18 protein-coding genes and 1 pseudogene are annotated in these 15,207 nt (G+C 62.9%); 17 read left to right on the top strand and 2 right to left on the bottom strand.

Annotated features, from left to right (window positions below):
- Nucleotides 1–60 precede the first annotated feature (60 nt).
- On the top strand, nt 61–423 hold the full coding sequence (locus tag B058_RS0115310; RefSeq protein WP_018509376.1) for a S24 family peptidase: 363 nt from the start codon (nt 61–63) through the stop codon (nt 421–423).
- Nucleotides 424–568: 145 nt separating this feature from the next.
- Nucleotides 569–1,024: a hypothetical protein gene (locus B058_RS0115305; protein ID WP_018509375.1), complete on the top strand. Its 456-nt coding sequence runs from the start codon at nt 569–571 to the stop codon at nt 1,022–1,024.
- A 95-nt stretch (nt 1,025–1,119) separates the two neighbouring features.
- Here the strand turns inward: B058_RS0115305 and B058_RS0115300 are convergent, their stop codons facing one another.
- Nucleotides 1,120–2,142, bottom strand: a complete 1,023-nt coding sequence (locus B058_RS0115300) for a class I fructose-bisphosphate aldolase (RefSeq protein ID WP_018509374.1) — start codon at nt 2,140–2,142, stop codon at nt 1,120–1,122.
- 158 nt (nt 2,143–2,300) lie between these two features.
- Here B058_RS0115300 and miaA point away from each other — a divergent pair, with 158 nt between their 5' ends.
- Nucleotides 2,301–3,242, top strand: coding sequence for a tRNA (adenosine(37)-N6)-dimethylallyltransferase MiaA (gene miaA / locus B058_RS0115295; protein ID WP_018509373.1), 942 nt, complete (start codon nt 2,301–2,303; stop codon nt 3,240–3,242).
- 5 nt (nt 3,243–3,247) lie between these two features.
- On the opposite strand, the gene xseA is transcribed toward miaA, so the two are convergent.
- The gene (gene xseA, locus B058_RS0115290) at nt 3,248–4,603 is read right to left on the bottom strand and encodes an exodeoxyribonuclease VII large subunit (RefSeq protein WP_018509372.1); all 1,356 of its coding nucleotides are present in this window, start codon (nt 4,601–4,603) and stop codon (nt 3,248–3,250) included.
- Nucleotides 4,604–4,943: 340 nt separating this feature from the next.
- On the opposite strand from xseA, the gene B058_RS0115285 reads away from it, so the two are divergent.
- From B058_RS0115285 to B058_RS18370, 14 genes and pseudogenes are all read left to right on the top strand, one after another.
- Complete coding sequence (locus B058_RS0115285; RefSeq protein WP_018509371.1) at nt 4,944–5,549, top strand: MotA/TolQ/ExbB proton channel family protein; 606 nt, start codon at nt 4,944–4,946, stop codon at nt 5,547–5,549.
- An 8-nt stretch (nt 5,550–5,557) separates the two neighbouring features.
- A complete protein-coding gene (locus B058_RS0115280) occupies nt 5,558–5,974 on the top strand; it encodes an ExbD/TolR family protein (RefSeq protein ID WP_018509370.1) in 417 nt (138 codons plus the stop codon).
- Between the two features lie 8 nt (nt 5,975–5,982).
- Nucleotides 5,983–6,972 (top strand): tetraacyldisaccharide 4'-kinase, encoded by a 990-nt coding sequence (gene lpxK / locus B058_RS0115275; RefSeq protein ID WP_026240972.1) that lies wholly within the window; start codon nt 5,983–5,985, stop codon nt 6,970–6,972.
- Between the two features lie 39 nt (nt 6,973–7,011).
- Entirely contained in the window at nt 7,012–8,127 is a 1,116-nt protein-coding gene (locus tag B058_RS0115270) for a GGDEF domain-containing protein (RefSeq protein ID WP_018509368.1), read from the top strand.
- Nucleotides 8,108–8,296: a Trm112 family protein gene (locus B058_RS0115265; RefSeq protein ID WP_018509367.1), complete on the top strand. Its 189-nt coding sequence runs from the start codon at nt 8,108–8,110 to the stop codon at nt 8,294–8,296. The genes B058_RS0115270 and B058_RS0115265 overlap by 20 nt, the downstream gene beginning before the upstream one ends.
- 9 nt (nt 8,297–8,305) lie before the next feature.
- Nucleotides 8,306–9,064, top strand: a complete 759-nt coding sequence (kdsB, locus tag B058_RS0115260; protein WP_018509366.1) for a 3-deoxy-manno-octulosonate cytidylyltransferase — start codon at nt 8,306–8,308, stop codon at nt 9,062–9,064.
- 102 nt (nt 9,065–9,166) lie between these two features.
- The gene (gene adk / locus B058_RS0115255; protein WP_018509365.1) at nt 9,167–9,820 is read left to right on the top strand and encodes an adenylate kinase; all 654 of its coding nucleotides are present in this window, start codon (nt 9,167–9,169) and stop codon (nt 9,818–9,820) included.
- Between the two features lie 7 nt (nt 9,821–9,827).
- Nucleotides 9,828–10,193 carry a hypothetical protein gene (locus B058_RS0115250; protein ID WP_018509364.1) on the top strand — a complete coding sequence of 122 codons (366 nt, stop codon included), beginning with the start codon at nt 9,828–9,830 and terminating at the stop codon, nt 10,191–10,193.
- Between the two features lie 73 nt (nt 10,194–10,266).
- Nucleotides 10,267–11,523 (top strand): 6-phosphofructokinase, encoded by a 1,257-nt coding sequence (locus B058_RS0115245; protein ID WP_018509363.1) that lies wholly within the window; start codon nt 10,267–10,269, stop codon nt 11,521–11,523.
- Between the two features lie 83 nt (nt 11,524–11,606).
- Entirely contained in the window at nt 11,607–11,819 is a 213-nt protein-coding gene (locus B058_RS0115240) for a hypothetical protein (protein WP_018509362.1), read from the top strand.
- A 61-nt stretch (nt 11,820–11,880) separates the two neighbouring features.
- Nucleotides 11,881–13,923, top strand: coding sequence for a sodium-translocating pyrophosphatase (locus B058_RS0115235; RefSeq protein WP_018509361.1), 2,043 nt, complete (start codon nt 11,881–11,883; stop codon nt 13,921–13,923).
- 95 nt (nt 13,924–14,018) lie between these two features.
- On the top strand, nt 14,019–14,225 hold the full coding sequence (locus B058_RS0115230; protein ID WP_018509360.1) for a YgaP family membrane protein: 207 nt from the start codon (nt 14,019–14,021) through the stop codon (nt 14,223–14,225).
- A gap of 65 nt (nt 14,226–14,290) precedes the next feature.
- The gene (gene lolA / locus B058_RS0115225) at nt 14,291–14,896 is read left to right on the top strand and encodes an outer membrane lipoprotein periplasmic chaperone LolA (RefSeq protein ID WP_018509359.1); all 606 of its coding nucleotides are present in this window, start codon (nt 14,291–14,293) and stop codon (nt 14,894–14,896) included.
- A gap of 151 nt (nt 14,897–15,047) precedes the next feature.
- A pseudogene (locus B058_RS18370) lies at nt 15,048–15,207 on the top strand (recombination factor protein RarA); the annotation flags it as partial.

Genomic DNA, 15,207 nt, shown 5'->3' with positions numbered 1-15,207 from the left:
TTGCGACTGGCGCGTTTATATATAAGCTTTGGCTAATTAATTTGGCGAAGTGAGCCCATCATGAACGAACGTACCGAACGCAAAACCATTCCCATCCAGGAGGTCAACGAGGCCAGCAACTGCGCCAGCGCCGAACCCTACGCGTTGATGGTGCTGGGCGATTCGATGATGCCGGAATTCGAAGAAGGCGAGATCATCGTGGTCGAGCCGTCCGGCCTGGTCAGGGACGGCTCCTATGTGGTGGCCTACGTGAACGAGGAATACATCTTCCGCCAGATCGTGAAGCGGGACGACGGCTGGATGCTGAAGCCGCTCAATCCCCTGTACGAGAACATCCCGGTTGCCGATATCGATGTCGCCAAAGGTGTGGTGATCATGAAGAAGCGGCCCGGCAGACGGAAAGAGCAGAAAAGATACATTTGATTTCTTGATCCGTGGGATCAACCCGGCCGGACACCATTATTAGAAATAATGATCCATGCATTCAAAAATTAAATAAATTAGTTGACTAATTTACTCAGGTATATAGACTGGGGGTGTAGTTCAACCCTTCTGAAAGGAGAAAACCATGAGTGGATTGATCGCTAATTTTCCGACCGACGGTATCGTGACAGTCAACCGGGTGGTCCTGAAACCGGAATACACGGTGGACGACCTGCAGGAACGGGTGGCGTTTCTGTGTGAGAACGTCAAAACCTACCATTCCGATACCGGTTTCGTCGGCGGTTTCGTGGCCCTGAACTCCGGCCAGGTGTCGAACGAAGGTTCGACCATCGGCCAGGCTGTCGAAAGCCCGATGAAAGGCAAGGAAGCCTTGATCGTGACGTTCTGGACCGATTTCGAGAACCACGAGAGATCGCATCGTTCCGAAACCTTCCAGCCGCTGTTCCAGAAAGTGCTGGATCTCTGTGAAAACGGCAACGAAGAGATCGCCTACGAAATGCTGTGGTCCGGCAAGGCCTATGGCCCGGAAGAAATCGAGGCGGCGCGCAAGGCCAAGACGCAGTACGCGCACGCGGCCTGACGTCTCGGGCACCGGCAGTCGAAGCGGCAGGGGAAACCCTGCCGCTTTTTTATGGCCGTTCTACCGTACCGTCATACGCGGCCAAGTGGCCGGGATCAGGTCGCGCTTTCCATGGCACGCAGGTATTTTCCGTCGCGTGCCAGGCCATTGAGGTCGCAACGTTTGAGCAGCGCCTGTTGCGCAGCTGCGACCCGGTCTTCCCGACCTTGCCAGGCGGCCAGCACCGGCGCCTGCAGTGCCCGTCCATAGGAAAAGCTGACCTGCCATGGCTGCGGCCCCAGCGCATTCATGGCATTGAGATGCTCGGTCGCGTCTTCCGCGCTCTGCCCACCGGACAGGAACACGATCCCCGGCACCGCGGCCGGCACATAGCGCCTGAGGCAGCGCAGCGTGGCTTCGGCCACCGCCTCTACGCCGGCCTGGTGCGCGCACTTCTTGCCGGCGATCACCATGTTCGGTTTCAGCAGCATGCCCTCGAACAGCACGCCATGGGCGTCGAGTTCGGCGAACACGGCCTGCAGCGCCTGTGCCGTCACTGCCTCGCAGCGTTCGATGCCGTGGGCGCCGTCCATCAGCACTTCCGGTTCGACGATCGGCACCAGTCCGGCCTCCTGGCACAGCGCAGCGTAACGCGCCAGCGCGTGGGCATTGGCGCGGATGCCGAAGGCCGAGGGGATGTCGCGCTCATCGATTTCGATCACGGCCCGCCACTTCGCGAACTGCGCGCCCAGCTGTTTGTATTCGGCAAGCCGGCCGCGCAAGCCGTCCAGTCCCTCGGTCACCTTCTCGCCGGGGTGGCCTGCCAGCGCCTTGGCACCCTGGTCGACCTTGATGCCCGGGACGATGCCGCGGTCTGCCAGCAGCCTGGGGAAAGGAATGCCGTCGCGGGTGTGCTGGCGCAGGGTTTCATCGAACAGGATGACGCCGCCGAGGGTGCGTTCGATCCCTTCGGCGGTGAACAGGATTTCACGGTAGCGTCGGCGATTCTCCTCGGTGGACTCCACCTGGATCGAATCGAAGCGCTTCTTGATGGTGGGGTTGCTTTCGTCTGCTGCCAGCACGCCTTTTTGCCTCGCGACAATGGCATTCGCCACGGATCTGAGTTCGTCGGTATTCATGGACTACGTCCCTCCGGATTGGATAAGCGCATCAGATTTCAGGCAGGCGCATACGACCTGCCGTTCCTCACTCTAGACCTTAATCGCTGCGCTTCATGGGGACTTTCCGCATACACGGGGGCCGGCCGCGACGGAAAGCTGGGGGATAATCGCCCCCCATGCCTGTATCCAGCCATCCGCCCGCCATTTTCCTCATGGGCCCGACCGCCTCGGGCAAGACTGCGCTGGCGGTCGGCCTGGTCGAGCGCTTCCCGCTCGAGATCGTCAGCGTCGACTCGGCACTGGTGTATCGCGACATGGGTATCGGCACCGCCAAGCCCGATGCCGCCACGCTCGCCCACGCACCGCACCATCTGCTCGATATCCGCGACCCGACCGAGGCGTATTCCGCCGCAGCGTTTTGCGACGACGCGCGGCGGTTGATGGCCGACATCGCCGCGCGCGGCAGGGTGCCGCTGCTGGTCGGCGGCACCATGCTGTACTTTCGCGCGCTGCTGCAGGGACTGGACGACTTGCCGCGCGCCGATGCGGCGTTGCGCAAGGAACTGGAAGCGGAGGCGGCCGCGCGCGGCTGGCCGGCGCTGCACGCCGAGCTGGCTGCGGTCGATCCGGCGACCGCAGCACGGCTGGCCCCGAACGATTCGCAGCGCATCGGCCGTGCGCTGGAGATTTTTCGGCTCACCGGCACCCCGATGTCGGCGCTGCTCGACCGTGTGCAATCCGAACTGCCGTATCGCGTCTTGCAACTGGCCCTGATCCCATCCGACCGGGCCGTGCTGCATCAGCGCATTGCCGCACGCTTCGACGCCATGCTCGCCGCAGGCCTGGTCGACGAAGTGGACACCCTGCGCCGCCGTTACGCGCTCAACGCCGATCTGCCGTCCATGCGTGCGGTCGGCTACCGCCAGGCCTGGGCCTATCTCGACGGCGACATCGATTTGAAGGGCTTGCGCGAGCAGGGCATCGCCGCCACCCGCCAGCTCGCCAAGCGCCAGCTGACCTGGCTACGCTCGTGGCCTGACGTGGTGGAACTGGATTGTCTCGCGGACGATCTGGACCTACGGGCGAGGAACCTCGTGGCCCGCCATTTAAGTACGTAAGCCGCTCAGTCCTCGCGGGTGGCGTCGACCGTCGCGCGAACCTGCCCGCGGTGTAGGCGGATGCCGATTTTTTCACCGGCATCGAGCATCGCGGCATCCTGCACGACACTGCCGTTTTCCCGCTGGACGATGCTGTAGCCGCGCGCCAGCACGCCTTCGGGGTTGAGGTGGGCGAGGCTGCTGGCCAGCCGCGCCAGATTGAGCCGGTGCTGCCCGAACCCGCCCTGAACCGCACGTCGTGCGCGCAGGTCGAGCGCGTCCAGGCGCTGCTGTTCGCGCTGGATGACGTGACGCGGCGTCACCAGCCGTTGGCTCAGGCGCGCGATGCGCAATTGCTCGCGCGTCAGGCGCGTGCCGCTGGCGTGATGGAGACGCTGCGCCAGCTGGTTCAATTCGGTCTGCCGGCGGCGCAACTGCTCGGCCGGGTGGACCAGCCGCCGCGCCAGGTAATCCAGCCGCTGCATCTCGCTGTGCTGCCTGCGCGCGTGGTGATGGTGGAGCTGGCGGGCCAGGTGATCCAGTTGCTGCAGCAGTTCCTGACGCACCGGGCTGGCGAGTTCGGCCGCGGCCGTGGGCGTTGGCGCGCGCAGGTCGGCAGCGAAGTCGGCCAGGGTGAAATCGGTTTCGTGGCCGACGCCGCTCACCACCGGCATCGGGCTCGCGGCGATCGCGCGCGCCACCGCCTCGTCGTTGAATGCCCACAAATCCTCCAGCGAACCGCCGCCGCGGCACACCAGCAGCACGTCACACTCGGCGCGCTCGCCCGCCGTGCGGATGGCGGCGGCGATCTGCGCCCCGGCGCCCGCACCCTGCACCGGCGTGGGATAGAGGATCACCGGCAGGCCCGGCATGCGGCGCGCCAGCGCGGTCAGTACATCGTGCAGGGCTGCGGCCTGGGGGGAGGTGACGATGCCCAAGGTGCGTGGAAAGCGCGGCAAGGCGCGTTTCTTCGCGGGTTCGAACAGGCCTTCGGCTTCCAGTTTGGCCTTCAGTTTCAGAAAAGCTTCATATAGTCGCCCGGCGCCGGCGCGGCGGATCGCCTCGGCGCTAAGCTGGAATTCGCCGCGCGCTTCGTACAGCGAGGGCAGGGCGCGGATCTCCACGTGGTCGCCGTTGGCCGGGGTGAAATCGGCAAACTGGTTGCGCCCGCGGAACATCACGCAGCGCACCTGCGCATTGGCATCCTTGAGCGAAAAGTACCAGTGGCCCGATGCGGCACGGGTGAAGTTGGACACTTCGCCTTCGACCCAGAGCAGCGGGAGTTGCGACTCCAGCGCGCGGCGCGCCATGCGGTTGAGCTCACTGACGGTGAGCACGGGCAGGGCGGGCGTACTGTCGGGAAAGTCATCCGGGAAATCCATGGCGTGCAGAATAACGGGTTCGCTTCGGCACGGTTCATGCACAGTCATCAAACGCTCATAAAAAAAATTGGATAACCCTATTGACGATGGTTGTCTTTTTATAACTGCTTGATATTAAAAGGATAAGGCCATTGTCTACTTTTTGGGCCAAACCACTTTTTCCTTTGTGGGCGGGCGCTTAGGGAAGCCGGCAGGGCGTTCTTCACAGACTTATCCACATCAATTGTGGAGAACTCCGGCCCCGACCGAAAAATGCTGCTGGTCTAAAATTTGGTGCTTGCCGAAACCTGCGCGTGAGCGCTACATTTCGCCTGGTTGTTTTATTGTGGAGTGGTATTCAGTGCTTGCCATCATCGAGGCGGCCGGTTGGCCGGTCTGGCCGTTGATATTGGCGTCGGTTCTCGCCGTGGCCATCATCATCGAACGTGCTTACAGCTTGCGCAGCCAGGAGGTCGCCCCTGCGGGCCTGTTGCTGGAGACGATCAAGATTTATCAGGAACGCGGCGTGACGCAGGAACTGGTCACACATCTGGCCGATGGTTCGCCGCTAGGACGGATCTTCGCCACCGCGCTGAAGAACGCCCACAACTCGCGCGAGATCATGAAGGAGTCCATCGAGGAATCCGGCCGCGCCGTCACCCATGAACTCGATCGCTTCCTGACCTCGCTTGGCACCGTCGCCAGCATGGCGCCGCTGCTCGGGCTGCTCGGCACCGTGATCGGCATGATCGAGATCTTCGGCGCGCAGACCGGCGGCGGCACCAATCCCGGCCAGTTGGCACATGGCATTTCGATCGCGCTCTACAACACTGCGTTCGGCCTGATCGTGGCGATCCCGGCAATGATTTTCTATCGCTACTTCCGGGCCAAAGTGGAATCGCTGGTGGTCGACATGGAGCAGCAGGCGATCAAGCTGGTGGAAATCGTCCACGGCGACCGGAAGTAAATGCAGCTATGGATTTCAGAAAAGGCCGCCGCGAGGACTACCCGGAAATCAACCTGATTCCGTTCATCGACATCCTGCTCGTCATCGTGATCTTTCTTGCGGTGACCACGACCTACGCGCGTTTCGCCGAACTCAAGATCAACCTGCCGACCAGTAGCGCTGCCCAGACGCCCAACCCACCCAAACAGATCGAGGTAGCCGTCTCCGAAGACGGCCGCTACGAGATCGACAGCACGGTCGTGGGCGATGCGTCGATCGATGGCCTGGCTGCCGCACTGAAGAAAACCGCCGCCAACGAGAACGAGCCGGTCGTGGTGATCAATGCCGATGCGCGGGCCACTCATCAATCCGTGGTGAACGTGATGGAAGCGGCGCGCCGCGAGGGGCTGACCCGCATTACCTTCGCCACGCAAACCAACCCCTAAGCGGGCTCATGTCCTCTCTACAGCATGTCTGGGCACGCACGGGCGTGCTTGCTGTGCTGCTCCTGCCGCTCGCCATGTTGTTCGCCGTCGTGTCCGGATGGCGGCGCCTGGCGTATCGGCGCGGCTGGCTTCATGCGGTATCGGTCGGTGTGCCGGTGATCGTGGTCGGCAACATCACCGCCGGCGGCAGCGGCAAGACCCCGCTGGTGATCTGGCTGGTGAACTGGCTGCGCAGCCAGGGCTATCGTCCAGGAGTCATCAGCCGCGGCTATGGCGGGACGGCGTGCGGCTGCGTCGAGGTGCAGGCCGACAGCCCCCCGGCGCAGGTGGGCGACGAACCCGTGCTGATCCGGCTCAAGACGGCCGCGCCGGTCGTGGTCGGACGCGACCGGGTGGCAGCGGCGCACACCCTGCTTGAATATCATCCGGACGTGGACGTGATTGTGTCCGACGACGGCCTGCAGCATTACCGCCTGCGTCGCGACATCGAACTGGCCGTCATCGATGCGACGACCGGTCTGGGCAACGGCTGGCTGCTGCCGGCGGGTCCGCTGCGCGAGCCCGCCGCCCGGCTGGCCAGCGTCGATGCGGTCGTCCAGGTGGTGCGCGATACCGCCGAGCCGCGTACATATCGCTCGATCACAGGCTGGCGGGCCGACTACAGTGCGGGACACGCCTATCGGTTGTGCGCCCCGCAGGAAAAGCTGGCGCTGCGCGACCTGCCGCCGCACGACTGGCTTGCCGCGACCGGAATTGGCCGGCCGCAGGGATTCTTCGCCATGCTCGACCGACACGGCCTGCACTATCGCCCGCAAGCCTTCCCCGATCACCACGTTTTCCGACCAACGGACCTGCCCGTGGGCGGGGCGGTGCTGATGACCGAAAAAGACGCGGTAAAATGCCGGGAATTCGCAGGGCCGGACTGGTGGGCGGTGGGGCTGGAGGTCACCCTGGAAAATGGATTTGTTCGCTGGCTGGACGCACGCCTCAAACAATAATTGCGCTCGCCCGTGCGTGCGCATCTGAGGGAGGGATGTATGGGCATTAAAAGTTCGGACTGGAGCGATCGCCGCCACCCCTGCCATTGGGAAGCCGAAAGCGATGACGCCGGCTTCTGGGTGCCCGACCGTTCCGAGCTCGTCACCCAGTTTTTCACCCGCTACCTGTTTTTCTCGCTGGCGGTCATCTATTTTTCCACGCTGGAAAGCGTCCGCCCGGTGCTGTTCAGCATCGAGCAGCTGCTGGTTGCCCTAGGCGTTTATTTCTTCATCAACAGCTGGTTCTTCCGGCAGGCGCTGCAAGACGTCACGCTGCTGAAGATACGCAGCGCCATGAGCGCCGACCTGATCATCGTCACCCTGTGCGTGATCCACGACCCCAATCCGATTCCGCCTTCCGCGCTGGCTTTTTTAATGGTGCTGCTAGGCAACGGTATGCGTTACGGCATGCGGCTGTTCGCCGAGGTACTGGGCGGCGCATTCCTCGGCATGGCGATCGCCTTCGCTTTCCGTTATCGCCTGGGGGGGTTCGAGGTCAATGCGGGTGATGTGTTCTTCGGTGTGTTCTGGGTCACTCTGGCCCTATATGCCTACATCCTGATGGGGCACATCGAGGCGCAGCGCCGCCAGCTCGATTATCGCAGCCGCTTCGATACGCTGACCGGACTGCTTAATCGTCACGGTCTGCTGGCCGCGGCAGACACCATTTTCGACAAGACAAATGCGGGTACACCAGCCACGGTTCTATTTGCCGACCTGAATCAGTTCAAGGCCGTCAACGACCGCTACGGCCATGGCGTGGGCGACCGCGTGCTGGCCGAATTTGCGCAGATATTCAACGAATCGGCCGAAATGGGCGTGTGCGGACGCTGGGGAGGCGACGAATTTGTCGCACTTCTGCCGCAGCGCGACGAGGCCGCCATCCACCAGATTTTCGAGCGCATCGAGGCACGTACCGAAGCCTGGAGCGCCAGCAACGGCCTGCCGATGGCGGTAAGCCTGGGCGTCAGCCATGCCCCGCGCGACGGCAACGACCTGATGACCTTGCTGTCGGTCGCCGACATCCATCTCTACCAAAGCAAGTCGAAGCAGCCCGAGTCGGCCGTTTTGTCCCCATTCAACAGGATTCTGATCGATGAACCCAAAGCTTCTTGAAATTCTCGTCTGCCCGGTCTGCAAGGGCCCGCTCGACTGGAAAAAGCCGGCGCACGAACTGGTGTGCCGCGCCTGCCGCCTGGCCTATCCCATCCGTGACGACATTCCGGTGATGCTGCCGGAAGAGGCGCGTGCGCTGTCGCCCGACGAAATCCACGGCAAGGCTTGAGGCTGGCCCGTGCATTTCCGCGTCGTCATCCCCGCCCGTTACGCGTCGAGCCGCCTGCCGGGCAAGCCGCTGGCGGATATCGGCGGGCGGCCCATGGTGCTGCATGCACTGGAACGCGCCCTGCAGGCGGGCGCAGAATCGGTGGTGGTCGCCACCGACGACGTGCGGGTACTGCAGGCAGTCGAAGCCGCCGGCCACCAGGCCCTGATGACCTCGCCGGCTCATCAGTCCGGTACCGAGCGCCTGGTGGAAGTCGCCGAAACCCTGGGCTGGCCGGACGGCACGTTGGTGGTGAACGTACAGGGTGACGAACCGCTGATCGACCCGGCTTTGATCCGCGAAGCCGCGCGCCAGCTGGTGCTGCACGACGATGCGGTGATGGCCACGCTGGCACACCCGATCCACGACCATGCCGATTTCATCAATCCCAACGTCGTCAAGGTGGTGGCCGACGAGGCCGGCTACGCGCTGTATTTCAGCCGTGCGCCCATTCCCTGGCCGCGCGATGCCTTTGCCTCACAGCAACCGATGCCGCACGAATTCGGCGCCCTGCGCCACATCGGCCTGTATGCCTATCGCGTCGGCTTCCTGCGCACTTACGCCAGCCTGGCCAGCTCGCCGCTTGAACGTTACGAAATGCTCGAACAATTGCGGGTGTTGTGGCACGGCTACCGTATCAGCCTCGGCGTGACGCCGATCGCGCCCGCTCCGGGCGTGGATACGCAGGAAGACCTGGCACGGGTGCGGGCCCTGTTTGGGGCTGCCTAGCAGCCTCTTGAATCCCGCAATAAAAATTTTTAAGTGTTGCTCGAACCGCGCTTGCCTTAGGCTAATGCGGTTTGACATATCCATAAATCGAGGAGACACGTAATGCGTTTGATTTTATTGGGCGGTCCGGGTGCGGGCAAAGGCACGCAGGCCAATTACATCAAGGAAAAATACGGCATCCCACAGATCTCCACCGGCGACATGCTGCGTGCGCAGATCAAGGCCGGCACCGAGTTGGGCATGAAGGCCAAGGCCATCATGGATGCGGGCGGTCTCGTTTCCGACGACATCATCATCGGCATGGTCAAGGCCCGACTGACCGAAGCCGACTGCAAGAATGGCTATCTGTTCGACGGCTTCCCGCGCACCATTCCGCAGGCCGAGGCCATGAAGGCTGCCGGCGTGCCGATCGACTATGTGGTCGAGATTGACGTGGCGGACGAAGAGATCGTCAAGCGCATGTCGGGCCGCCGCGTCCACGTGGCGTCGGGCCGCACCTACCATGTCGTGTTCAACCCGCCCAAGGTGGCCGGCAAGGACGACGTCACAGGCGAAGACCTGATCCAGCGCGACGACGACCACGAAGACACCGTCAAGAAGCGCCTCGACGTTTACCACGCGCAGACCGAGCCGCTGGTGAAGTACTACGGCGACTGGGCCGCGCGCGGCGAGGCCGGCGCACCCAAGTACGTGAAGGTTGCCGGCGTCGGCAAGGTCGAAGGCATCCGCGATTCGATCTTCAAAGCACTCGGCTAAGGCGACGATGCCACAACAGATTCACCCGCTGACCGACACCGAACGCTGGATCGTCTCCAGCGCGGTGAAGGAACGCTACGGCAGGGAAGTCGAGATCCAGGACGTCGAAACTGAAATCCGCCTGCACATCGATGACCGCGAACTGACGCTGTGCCCGGGCTTTTACTGGAACGAGCGCGGCTGTCATTTCGTACTGTCCAAGACGGGCGACTCGCGTTATCGCAGCATGTTCTTCTATCGCATCCGCGACCGCTTCAGCACCGGACGCGAGGAATACGACGACATTGGCGACTGCGTCACCACGCTGCTGAAAATGCAGGCCGATGAAGAAGCCAAGCGCCTGGCCGAGGGCGAGGCGTCCGGCAATAGTTGATTTCAAAGCCAGCCTTGCGCTGGCTTTTTGTTTTGCAAATGACCACCAGAAATAACAAGGAGAAGCACCCATCATGGCGAAAAAAATGAACGCCTTTTACGCACAGTCCGGCGGCGTTACCGCGGTCATCAACGCGTCGGCCTGCGGCGTGATCGAAACCGCGCGCAAGCACAAGGACAAGATCGGCAAGGTCTACGCCGGCCGCAATGGCATCATCGGCGCACTGACCGAAGACCTGATCGACACCACCAAGGAAAGCGCCACCGCGATCGCCGCGCTGCGCAACACACCGTCGGGCGCCTTCGGCTCCTGCCGCTTCAAGCTGAAGTCGCTGGAAGCCAACAAGCGCGAATACGAGCGCCTGATCGAAGTGTTCAAGGCGCACAACATCGGCTACTTTTTCTACAACGGCGGCGGCGACTCGGCCGACACCTGCTTCAAGGTCAGCCAGCTGTCCGAGCAGATGGGCTATCCGATCCAGGCGATCCACGTGCCGAAGACGGTCGACAACGATCTGCCGATCACCGACTGCTGCCCCGGCTTCGGCTCGGTCGCCAAGTACATCGCCGTCTCCACGCTGGAAGCCAGCTACGACGTACGCTCGATGGCCAAGACCTCGACCAAGGTGTTCGTGATCGAAGTCATGGGCCGCCACGCCGGCTGGATCGCCGCTGCCGGCGGTCTGGTCGAGGACCACGGCATTCCGGTCGTGATCCTGTTCCCCGAAATCGAATTCGACCAGAAGAAGTTCCTCGCCCGCGTCGACAAGCTGGTGAAAGAACACGGCTACTGCACCGTCGTCGTCTCCGAAGGCTGCCACTATCCGGACGGCAAGTTCCTCGCCGAACAGGGCTCGCGCGACGCCTTCGGCCACGCCCAACTCGGCGGTGCCGCCCCGGTCGTCGCCAACATGATCAAGGACGCGCTCGGCCACAAGTTCCACTGGGCCGTCGCCGACTACCTGCAGCGCGCCGCACGCCACATCGCCTCCAAGACCGATGTCAAGCAGGCCTACGAACTGGGCCAGAAGGCCGTCGAGCTTGCGATCAAGGGCCACAACTCGGTCATGCCGACGGTCGACCGCATTTCCGACAGCCCCTACAAGTACAAGATCGGCATGGCACCGCTGTCCAAGGTTGCCAACGTCGAGAAGTTCATGCCGCGCGACTTCATCACCAAGGACGGCTTCGGCATCACGCCCAAGTGCAAGCGCTATCTGACGCCGCTGATCCAGGGCGAGGACTATCCGAAATACAAGGATGGCCTGCCGGTGTACGTGACGCTGAAGAACATCGCGGTGGCGAAAAAGCTGCCTACGTTCAAACTTTGAGAGATCGGGATTCAGGGGCCAGGGATCAGGGAACGTGTGGGCAAAGCCCATGCCCTGATCGCTGAATCCAGACTCCTGCCAACATGACACTTGACCGCGCCAAACAACTATTGAAAGTCCAGGCCGATTTCGGCGGCTTCTACAACGGCAATTCAGCCAAGCTGATTCTGTCGGAGGTGCAGCGCGAGCATGGGCAGGGGGCGGTCGATCAGCTCATCCGGGATCTTGAGCTTGACCGGATCTTCGGGTTCGAGCCCGGCACACGGTTCGAGGGTGGGCTGGCAATGGGTAAATAGGTCGACGGCAGCGCAAGCTGCCGTTTTGTTTTGGTGCGTAGTAAAACGATAAGGAGTTGTGATGGAGACGCAGTTGATGTGGATCTTGGCCAGCGCAGTGCTGGCTTTGGTATATGGCGTGATATCGATCGGATGGATTCTGAAAAAGCCGGCCGGGAATGCACGCATGCAGGAAATCGCGTTGGCGGTACAACAGGGCGCGCAAGCGTACCTCAACCGTCAATACACCACCATTGCCATGGTCGGCGCAGTGCTGTTCGTCGCGCTGTGGCTGGCGCTGGGGGCTCACACCGCGATCGGTTTCCTGATCGGCGCGGTGCTCTCGGGGGCGGCGGGCTTCATCGGCATGAACGTGTCGGTGCGTGCCAACGTCCGTACCGCCGAAGCGGCTTCGCACGGCCTGAATGCGGCGCTCAACGTCGCATTCAAGGGCGGCGCCATCACCGGCATGCTGGTGGTCGGACTGGGCCTCTTGGGCGTGGCCGGCTACTACGCCGTTCTGACCATGATGGGCGCGACCTCTGAAGGCGCGATCCACTCGCTGGTCGGCCTCGGTTTCGGCGGCTCGCTGATCTCCATCTTCGCGCGTCTCGGCGGCGGCATCTTCACCAAGGGCGCGGACGTCGGCGCCGACCTGGTGGGCAAGGTTGAAGCCGGCATTCCCGAGGACGACCCGCGCAACCCGGCGGTGATTGCCGACAACGTCGGCGACAACGTCGGCGACTGCGCCGGCATGGCGGCCGACCTGTTCGAGACCTACGCGGTGACCCTGATCGCCACCATGCTGCTGGGCGTGCTGATGGCGAGCCAGGCCGGCAGCGGCGCGGTGATCTACCCGCTGGCGCTGGGCGCGGTGTCGATCATCGCTTCCATCGTCGGCTCGTTCTTCGTCACCGCGCGCGAAGGCGGCAAGATCATGAACGCGCTGTATCGCGGCCTCGCGGTGGCGGGCGGCCTGAGCCTGATCGCCTTCTACCCGGTGACGCAGATGCTGATCGGCGATGGCCTGCAGATGAACGACGGCTCGGTGATCGCGTCGATGAACCTGTATTACGCCGCGTTGATCGGCCTCGCGCTCACCGCTGCGATGGTCGTCATCACCGAGTACTACACCGCAACAGAGTACGCGCCGGTGCGTCACATCGCACAAGCGTCGACGACTGGTCACGGTACCAACATCATCGCCGGCCTCGGCGTGTCGATGAAGTCCACCGCAGCACCGGTGCTGGCCGTGTGCCTGGCGATCTATGGCGCCTATGCGCTGGCGGGCCTGTACGGCATTGCCATCGCCGCCACCGCCATGCTGTCGATGACCGGCATCATCGTCGCGCTCGACGCCTACGGCCCGATCACCGACAACGCCGGCGGCATCGCCGAAATGGCCGGCTTGCCGGAGAGCATCCGCAACATCACCGATCCGCTCGACGCCGTGGGCAATACCACCAAGGCCGTCACCAAGGGCTACGCCATCGGCTCGGCCGGTCTTGCCGCACTGGTGCTGTTCGCCGACTACACCCACGCGCTGCAGGCCAAGACGGGCGGTGTCACGCTGTTCGACCTGTCCGACCACATGGTCATCATCGGTCTCTTCATTGGCGGCATGGTGCCCTATCTGTTCGGTGCGATGGGCATGGAAGCGGTCGGCCGCGCGGCTGGTTCGGTGGTGGTCGAAGTGCGCCGCCAGTTCAAGGAAATCCCCGGCATCATGGCCGGCACGGCCAAGCCCGATTATTCGCGTGCGGTCGACATGCTGACCAAGGCGGCAATCAAGGAAATGATCGTGCCGTCGCTGCTGCCGGTGCTGGTTCCGGTTCTGGTCGGCCTGATCCTCGGCCCCAAGGCGCTCGGCGGCGTGCTGCTCGGCACCATCATCACCGGCATCTTCGTGGCGATTTCGATGACCACCGGCGGCGGTGCATGGGATAACGCCAAGAAATACATCGAGGAAGGCAATTTCGGCGGCAAAGGGTCGGAAGCGCACAAGGCCGCCGTCACCGGCGACACCGTGGGCGATCCCTACAAGGACACCGCCGGTCCGGCCGTCAACCCGCTGATCAAAATCATCAACATCGTTGCGTTGCTGATCGTGCCGCTGATCGGGTGAATTGCGTTAAGCTTCGCCCTGCGTGTCTGTTCCATGTCTACCCGGCATGGCAGGGCGAGCAATCGCACACGTTCAATCAATCAAAAGGAGGAAGCATGGCAAAAAACGTCGGTGGAGTTGATCGTATTGTCCGCGCAGTGGTCGGGATCGCGCTCATTGGGTATGCGATGTCGAATTTGCCGGGTGCCGAGAGCTGGATGGTTCCAGCGGGCATCGTGGGCTTTATCGTCCTGCTGACCGCCATCTTCGGATTTTGCCCAGCCTACCTGCCGTTCGGCATCAGAACCTGCAAGACGAAATAAACTTTCGCCATCCTGCAGGGTCATGCAAAGTGCGCCCTTGTGGCGCACTTTCTTTTGGAGCCTTCATGCGTTTATTGTTTCTGCTGTTTGCGCTGGTCGCCAGCGCAGCCCACGCCGGCGGCGTCGACCGTCTGAAAGCCTTCATTGCCGGCGCCAGGACCGCCCAGGCCGATTTCGTCCAGACCGTCTCCGACAAGAACGGCCGTATCACCCAGCAGGCCAGCGGCCAGATGGCGTTTGCCCGGCCCGGCAAGTTCCGCTGGGATTACAACGCGCCCTACGAGCAGGTGATCGTCGGCGACGGCGCCAAACTCTGGCTGTACGACGTCGATCTCGACCAGGTCACCGTCAAGCCGCTCGGCGAGGTCATCGCCGGCACGCCCGCCGCCCTGCTGGCCGGCGACAACGCCATCGAGAAATACTTCAGCCTGAAAAACGCGGGCGAGAGCGACGGCCTCGAGTGGCTGGACGCCACGCCTAAAAACCGCGACACCACCTTCGAGCGCATCCGCATGGGTTTCAAGGGCGACGCCCTGGTGCAGATGGAGTTGTTCGACCAATTCGGCCAGCACACCACGCTCAAGCTGACGCACTTCGTGCGCAATCCGTCCATCGCGCCGTCGCGTTTCAAGTTCACGCCGCCGAAGGGCGCGGATGTGATTGGGGAGTAGTCAGCAGTGAGCAGTGAGCAGTGAGCAGTGAGGAGTGGACCGCTTCCCGCTTCCCGCTTCCCGCTTCCCGCTTCCCGCTTCCCGCTTCCCGCTTCCCGCTCACCGCTCACCGCTCACCGCTCACCGCTCACCATGTGATAATTCGGGACAAATGAGCTCCCAGGACCTTTTCCAGACCGACACCCCCGGGCCCGCGCGCGACGACCCGAACGCGCCGCTGGCCGAGCGCCTGCGCCCGCATACCCTGGCCGACGTCGTCGGGCAAACGCACTTATTGGGCCCCGGCAAGCCGCTACGGCTCGCCTTCGATT

The organism is Thiobacillus thioparus DSM 505, from assembly GCF_000373385.1.
GTDB classification, from domain to species: domain Bacteria; phylum Pseudomonadota; class Gammaproteobacteria; order Burkholderiales; family Thiobacillaceae; genus Thiobacillus; species Thiobacillus thioparus.
The sequence above is the reverse complement of the archived record's forward strand: the minus strand, read 5'-3'. Positions and strand labels throughout refer to the sequence as shown.

Excerpts from the sequence above, each read along its gene's own strand:
- B058_RS0115310 (WP_018509376.1), top strand. The coding sequence starts at position 61 with ATGAACGAACGTACCGAACGCAAAACCATTCCCATCCAGGAGGTCAAC.
- B058_RS0115305 (WP_018509375.1), top strand. The coding sequence starts at position 569 with ATGAGTGGATTGATCGCTAATTTTCCGACCGACGGTATCGTGACAGTC.
- B058_RS0115300 (WP_018509374.1), bottom strand. The coding sequence starts at position 2,142 with ATGAATACCGACGAACTCAGATCCGTGGCGAATGCCATTGTCGCGAGG.
- miaA (WP_018509373.1), top strand. The coding sequence starts at position 2,301 with ATGCCTGTATCCAGCCATCCGCCCGCCATTTTCCTCATGGGCCCGACC.
- xseA (WP_018509372.1), bottom strand. The coding sequence starts at position 4,603 with ATGGATTTCCCGGATGACTTTCCCGACAGTACGCCCGCCCTGCCCGTG.
- B058_RS0115280 (WP_018509370.1), top strand. The coding sequence starts at position 5,558 with ATGGATTTCAGAAAAGGCCGCCGCGAGGACTACCCGGAAATCAACCTG.
- lpxK (WP_026240972.1), top strand. The coding sequence starts at position 5,983 with ATGTCCTCTCTACAGCATGTCTGGGCACGCACGGGCGTGCTTGCTGTG.
- B058_RS0115270 (WP_018509368.1), top strand. The coding sequence starts at position 7,012 with ATGGGCATTAAAAGTTCGGACTGGAGCGATCGCCGCCACCCCTGCCAT.
- B058_RS0115265 (WP_018509367.1), top strand. The coding sequence starts at position 8,108 with ATGAACCCAAAGCTTCTTGAAATTCTCGTCTGCCCGGTCTGCAAGGGC.
- adk (WP_018509365.1), top strand. The coding sequence starts at position 9,167 with ATGCGTTTGATTTTATTGGGCGGTCCGGGTGCGGGCAAAGGCACGCAG.
- B058_RS0115250 (WP_018509364.1), top strand. The coding sequence starts at position 9,828 with ATGCCACAACAGATTCACCCGCTGACCGACACCGAACGCTGGATCGTC.
- B058_RS0115245 (WP_018509363.1), top strand. The coding sequence starts at position 10,267 with ATGGCGAAAAAAATGAACGCCTTTTACGCACAGTCCGGCGGCGTTACC.
- B058_RS0115240 (WP_018509362.1), top strand. The coding sequence starts at position 11,607 with ATGACACTTGACCGCGCCAAACAACTATTGAAAGTCCAGGCCGATTTC.
- B058_RS0115235 (WP_018509361.1), top strand. The coding sequence starts at position 11,881 with ATGGAGACGCAGTTGATGTGGATCTTGGCCAGCGCAGTGCTGGCTTTG.
- B058_RS0115230 (WP_018509360.1), top strand. The coding sequence starts at position 14,019 with ATGGCAAAAAACGTCGGTGGAGTTGATCGTATTGTCCGCGCAGTGGTC.
- lolA (WP_018509359.1), top strand. The coding sequence starts at position 14,291 with ATGCGTTTATTGTTTCTGCTGTTTGCGCTGGTCGCCAGCGCAGCCCAC.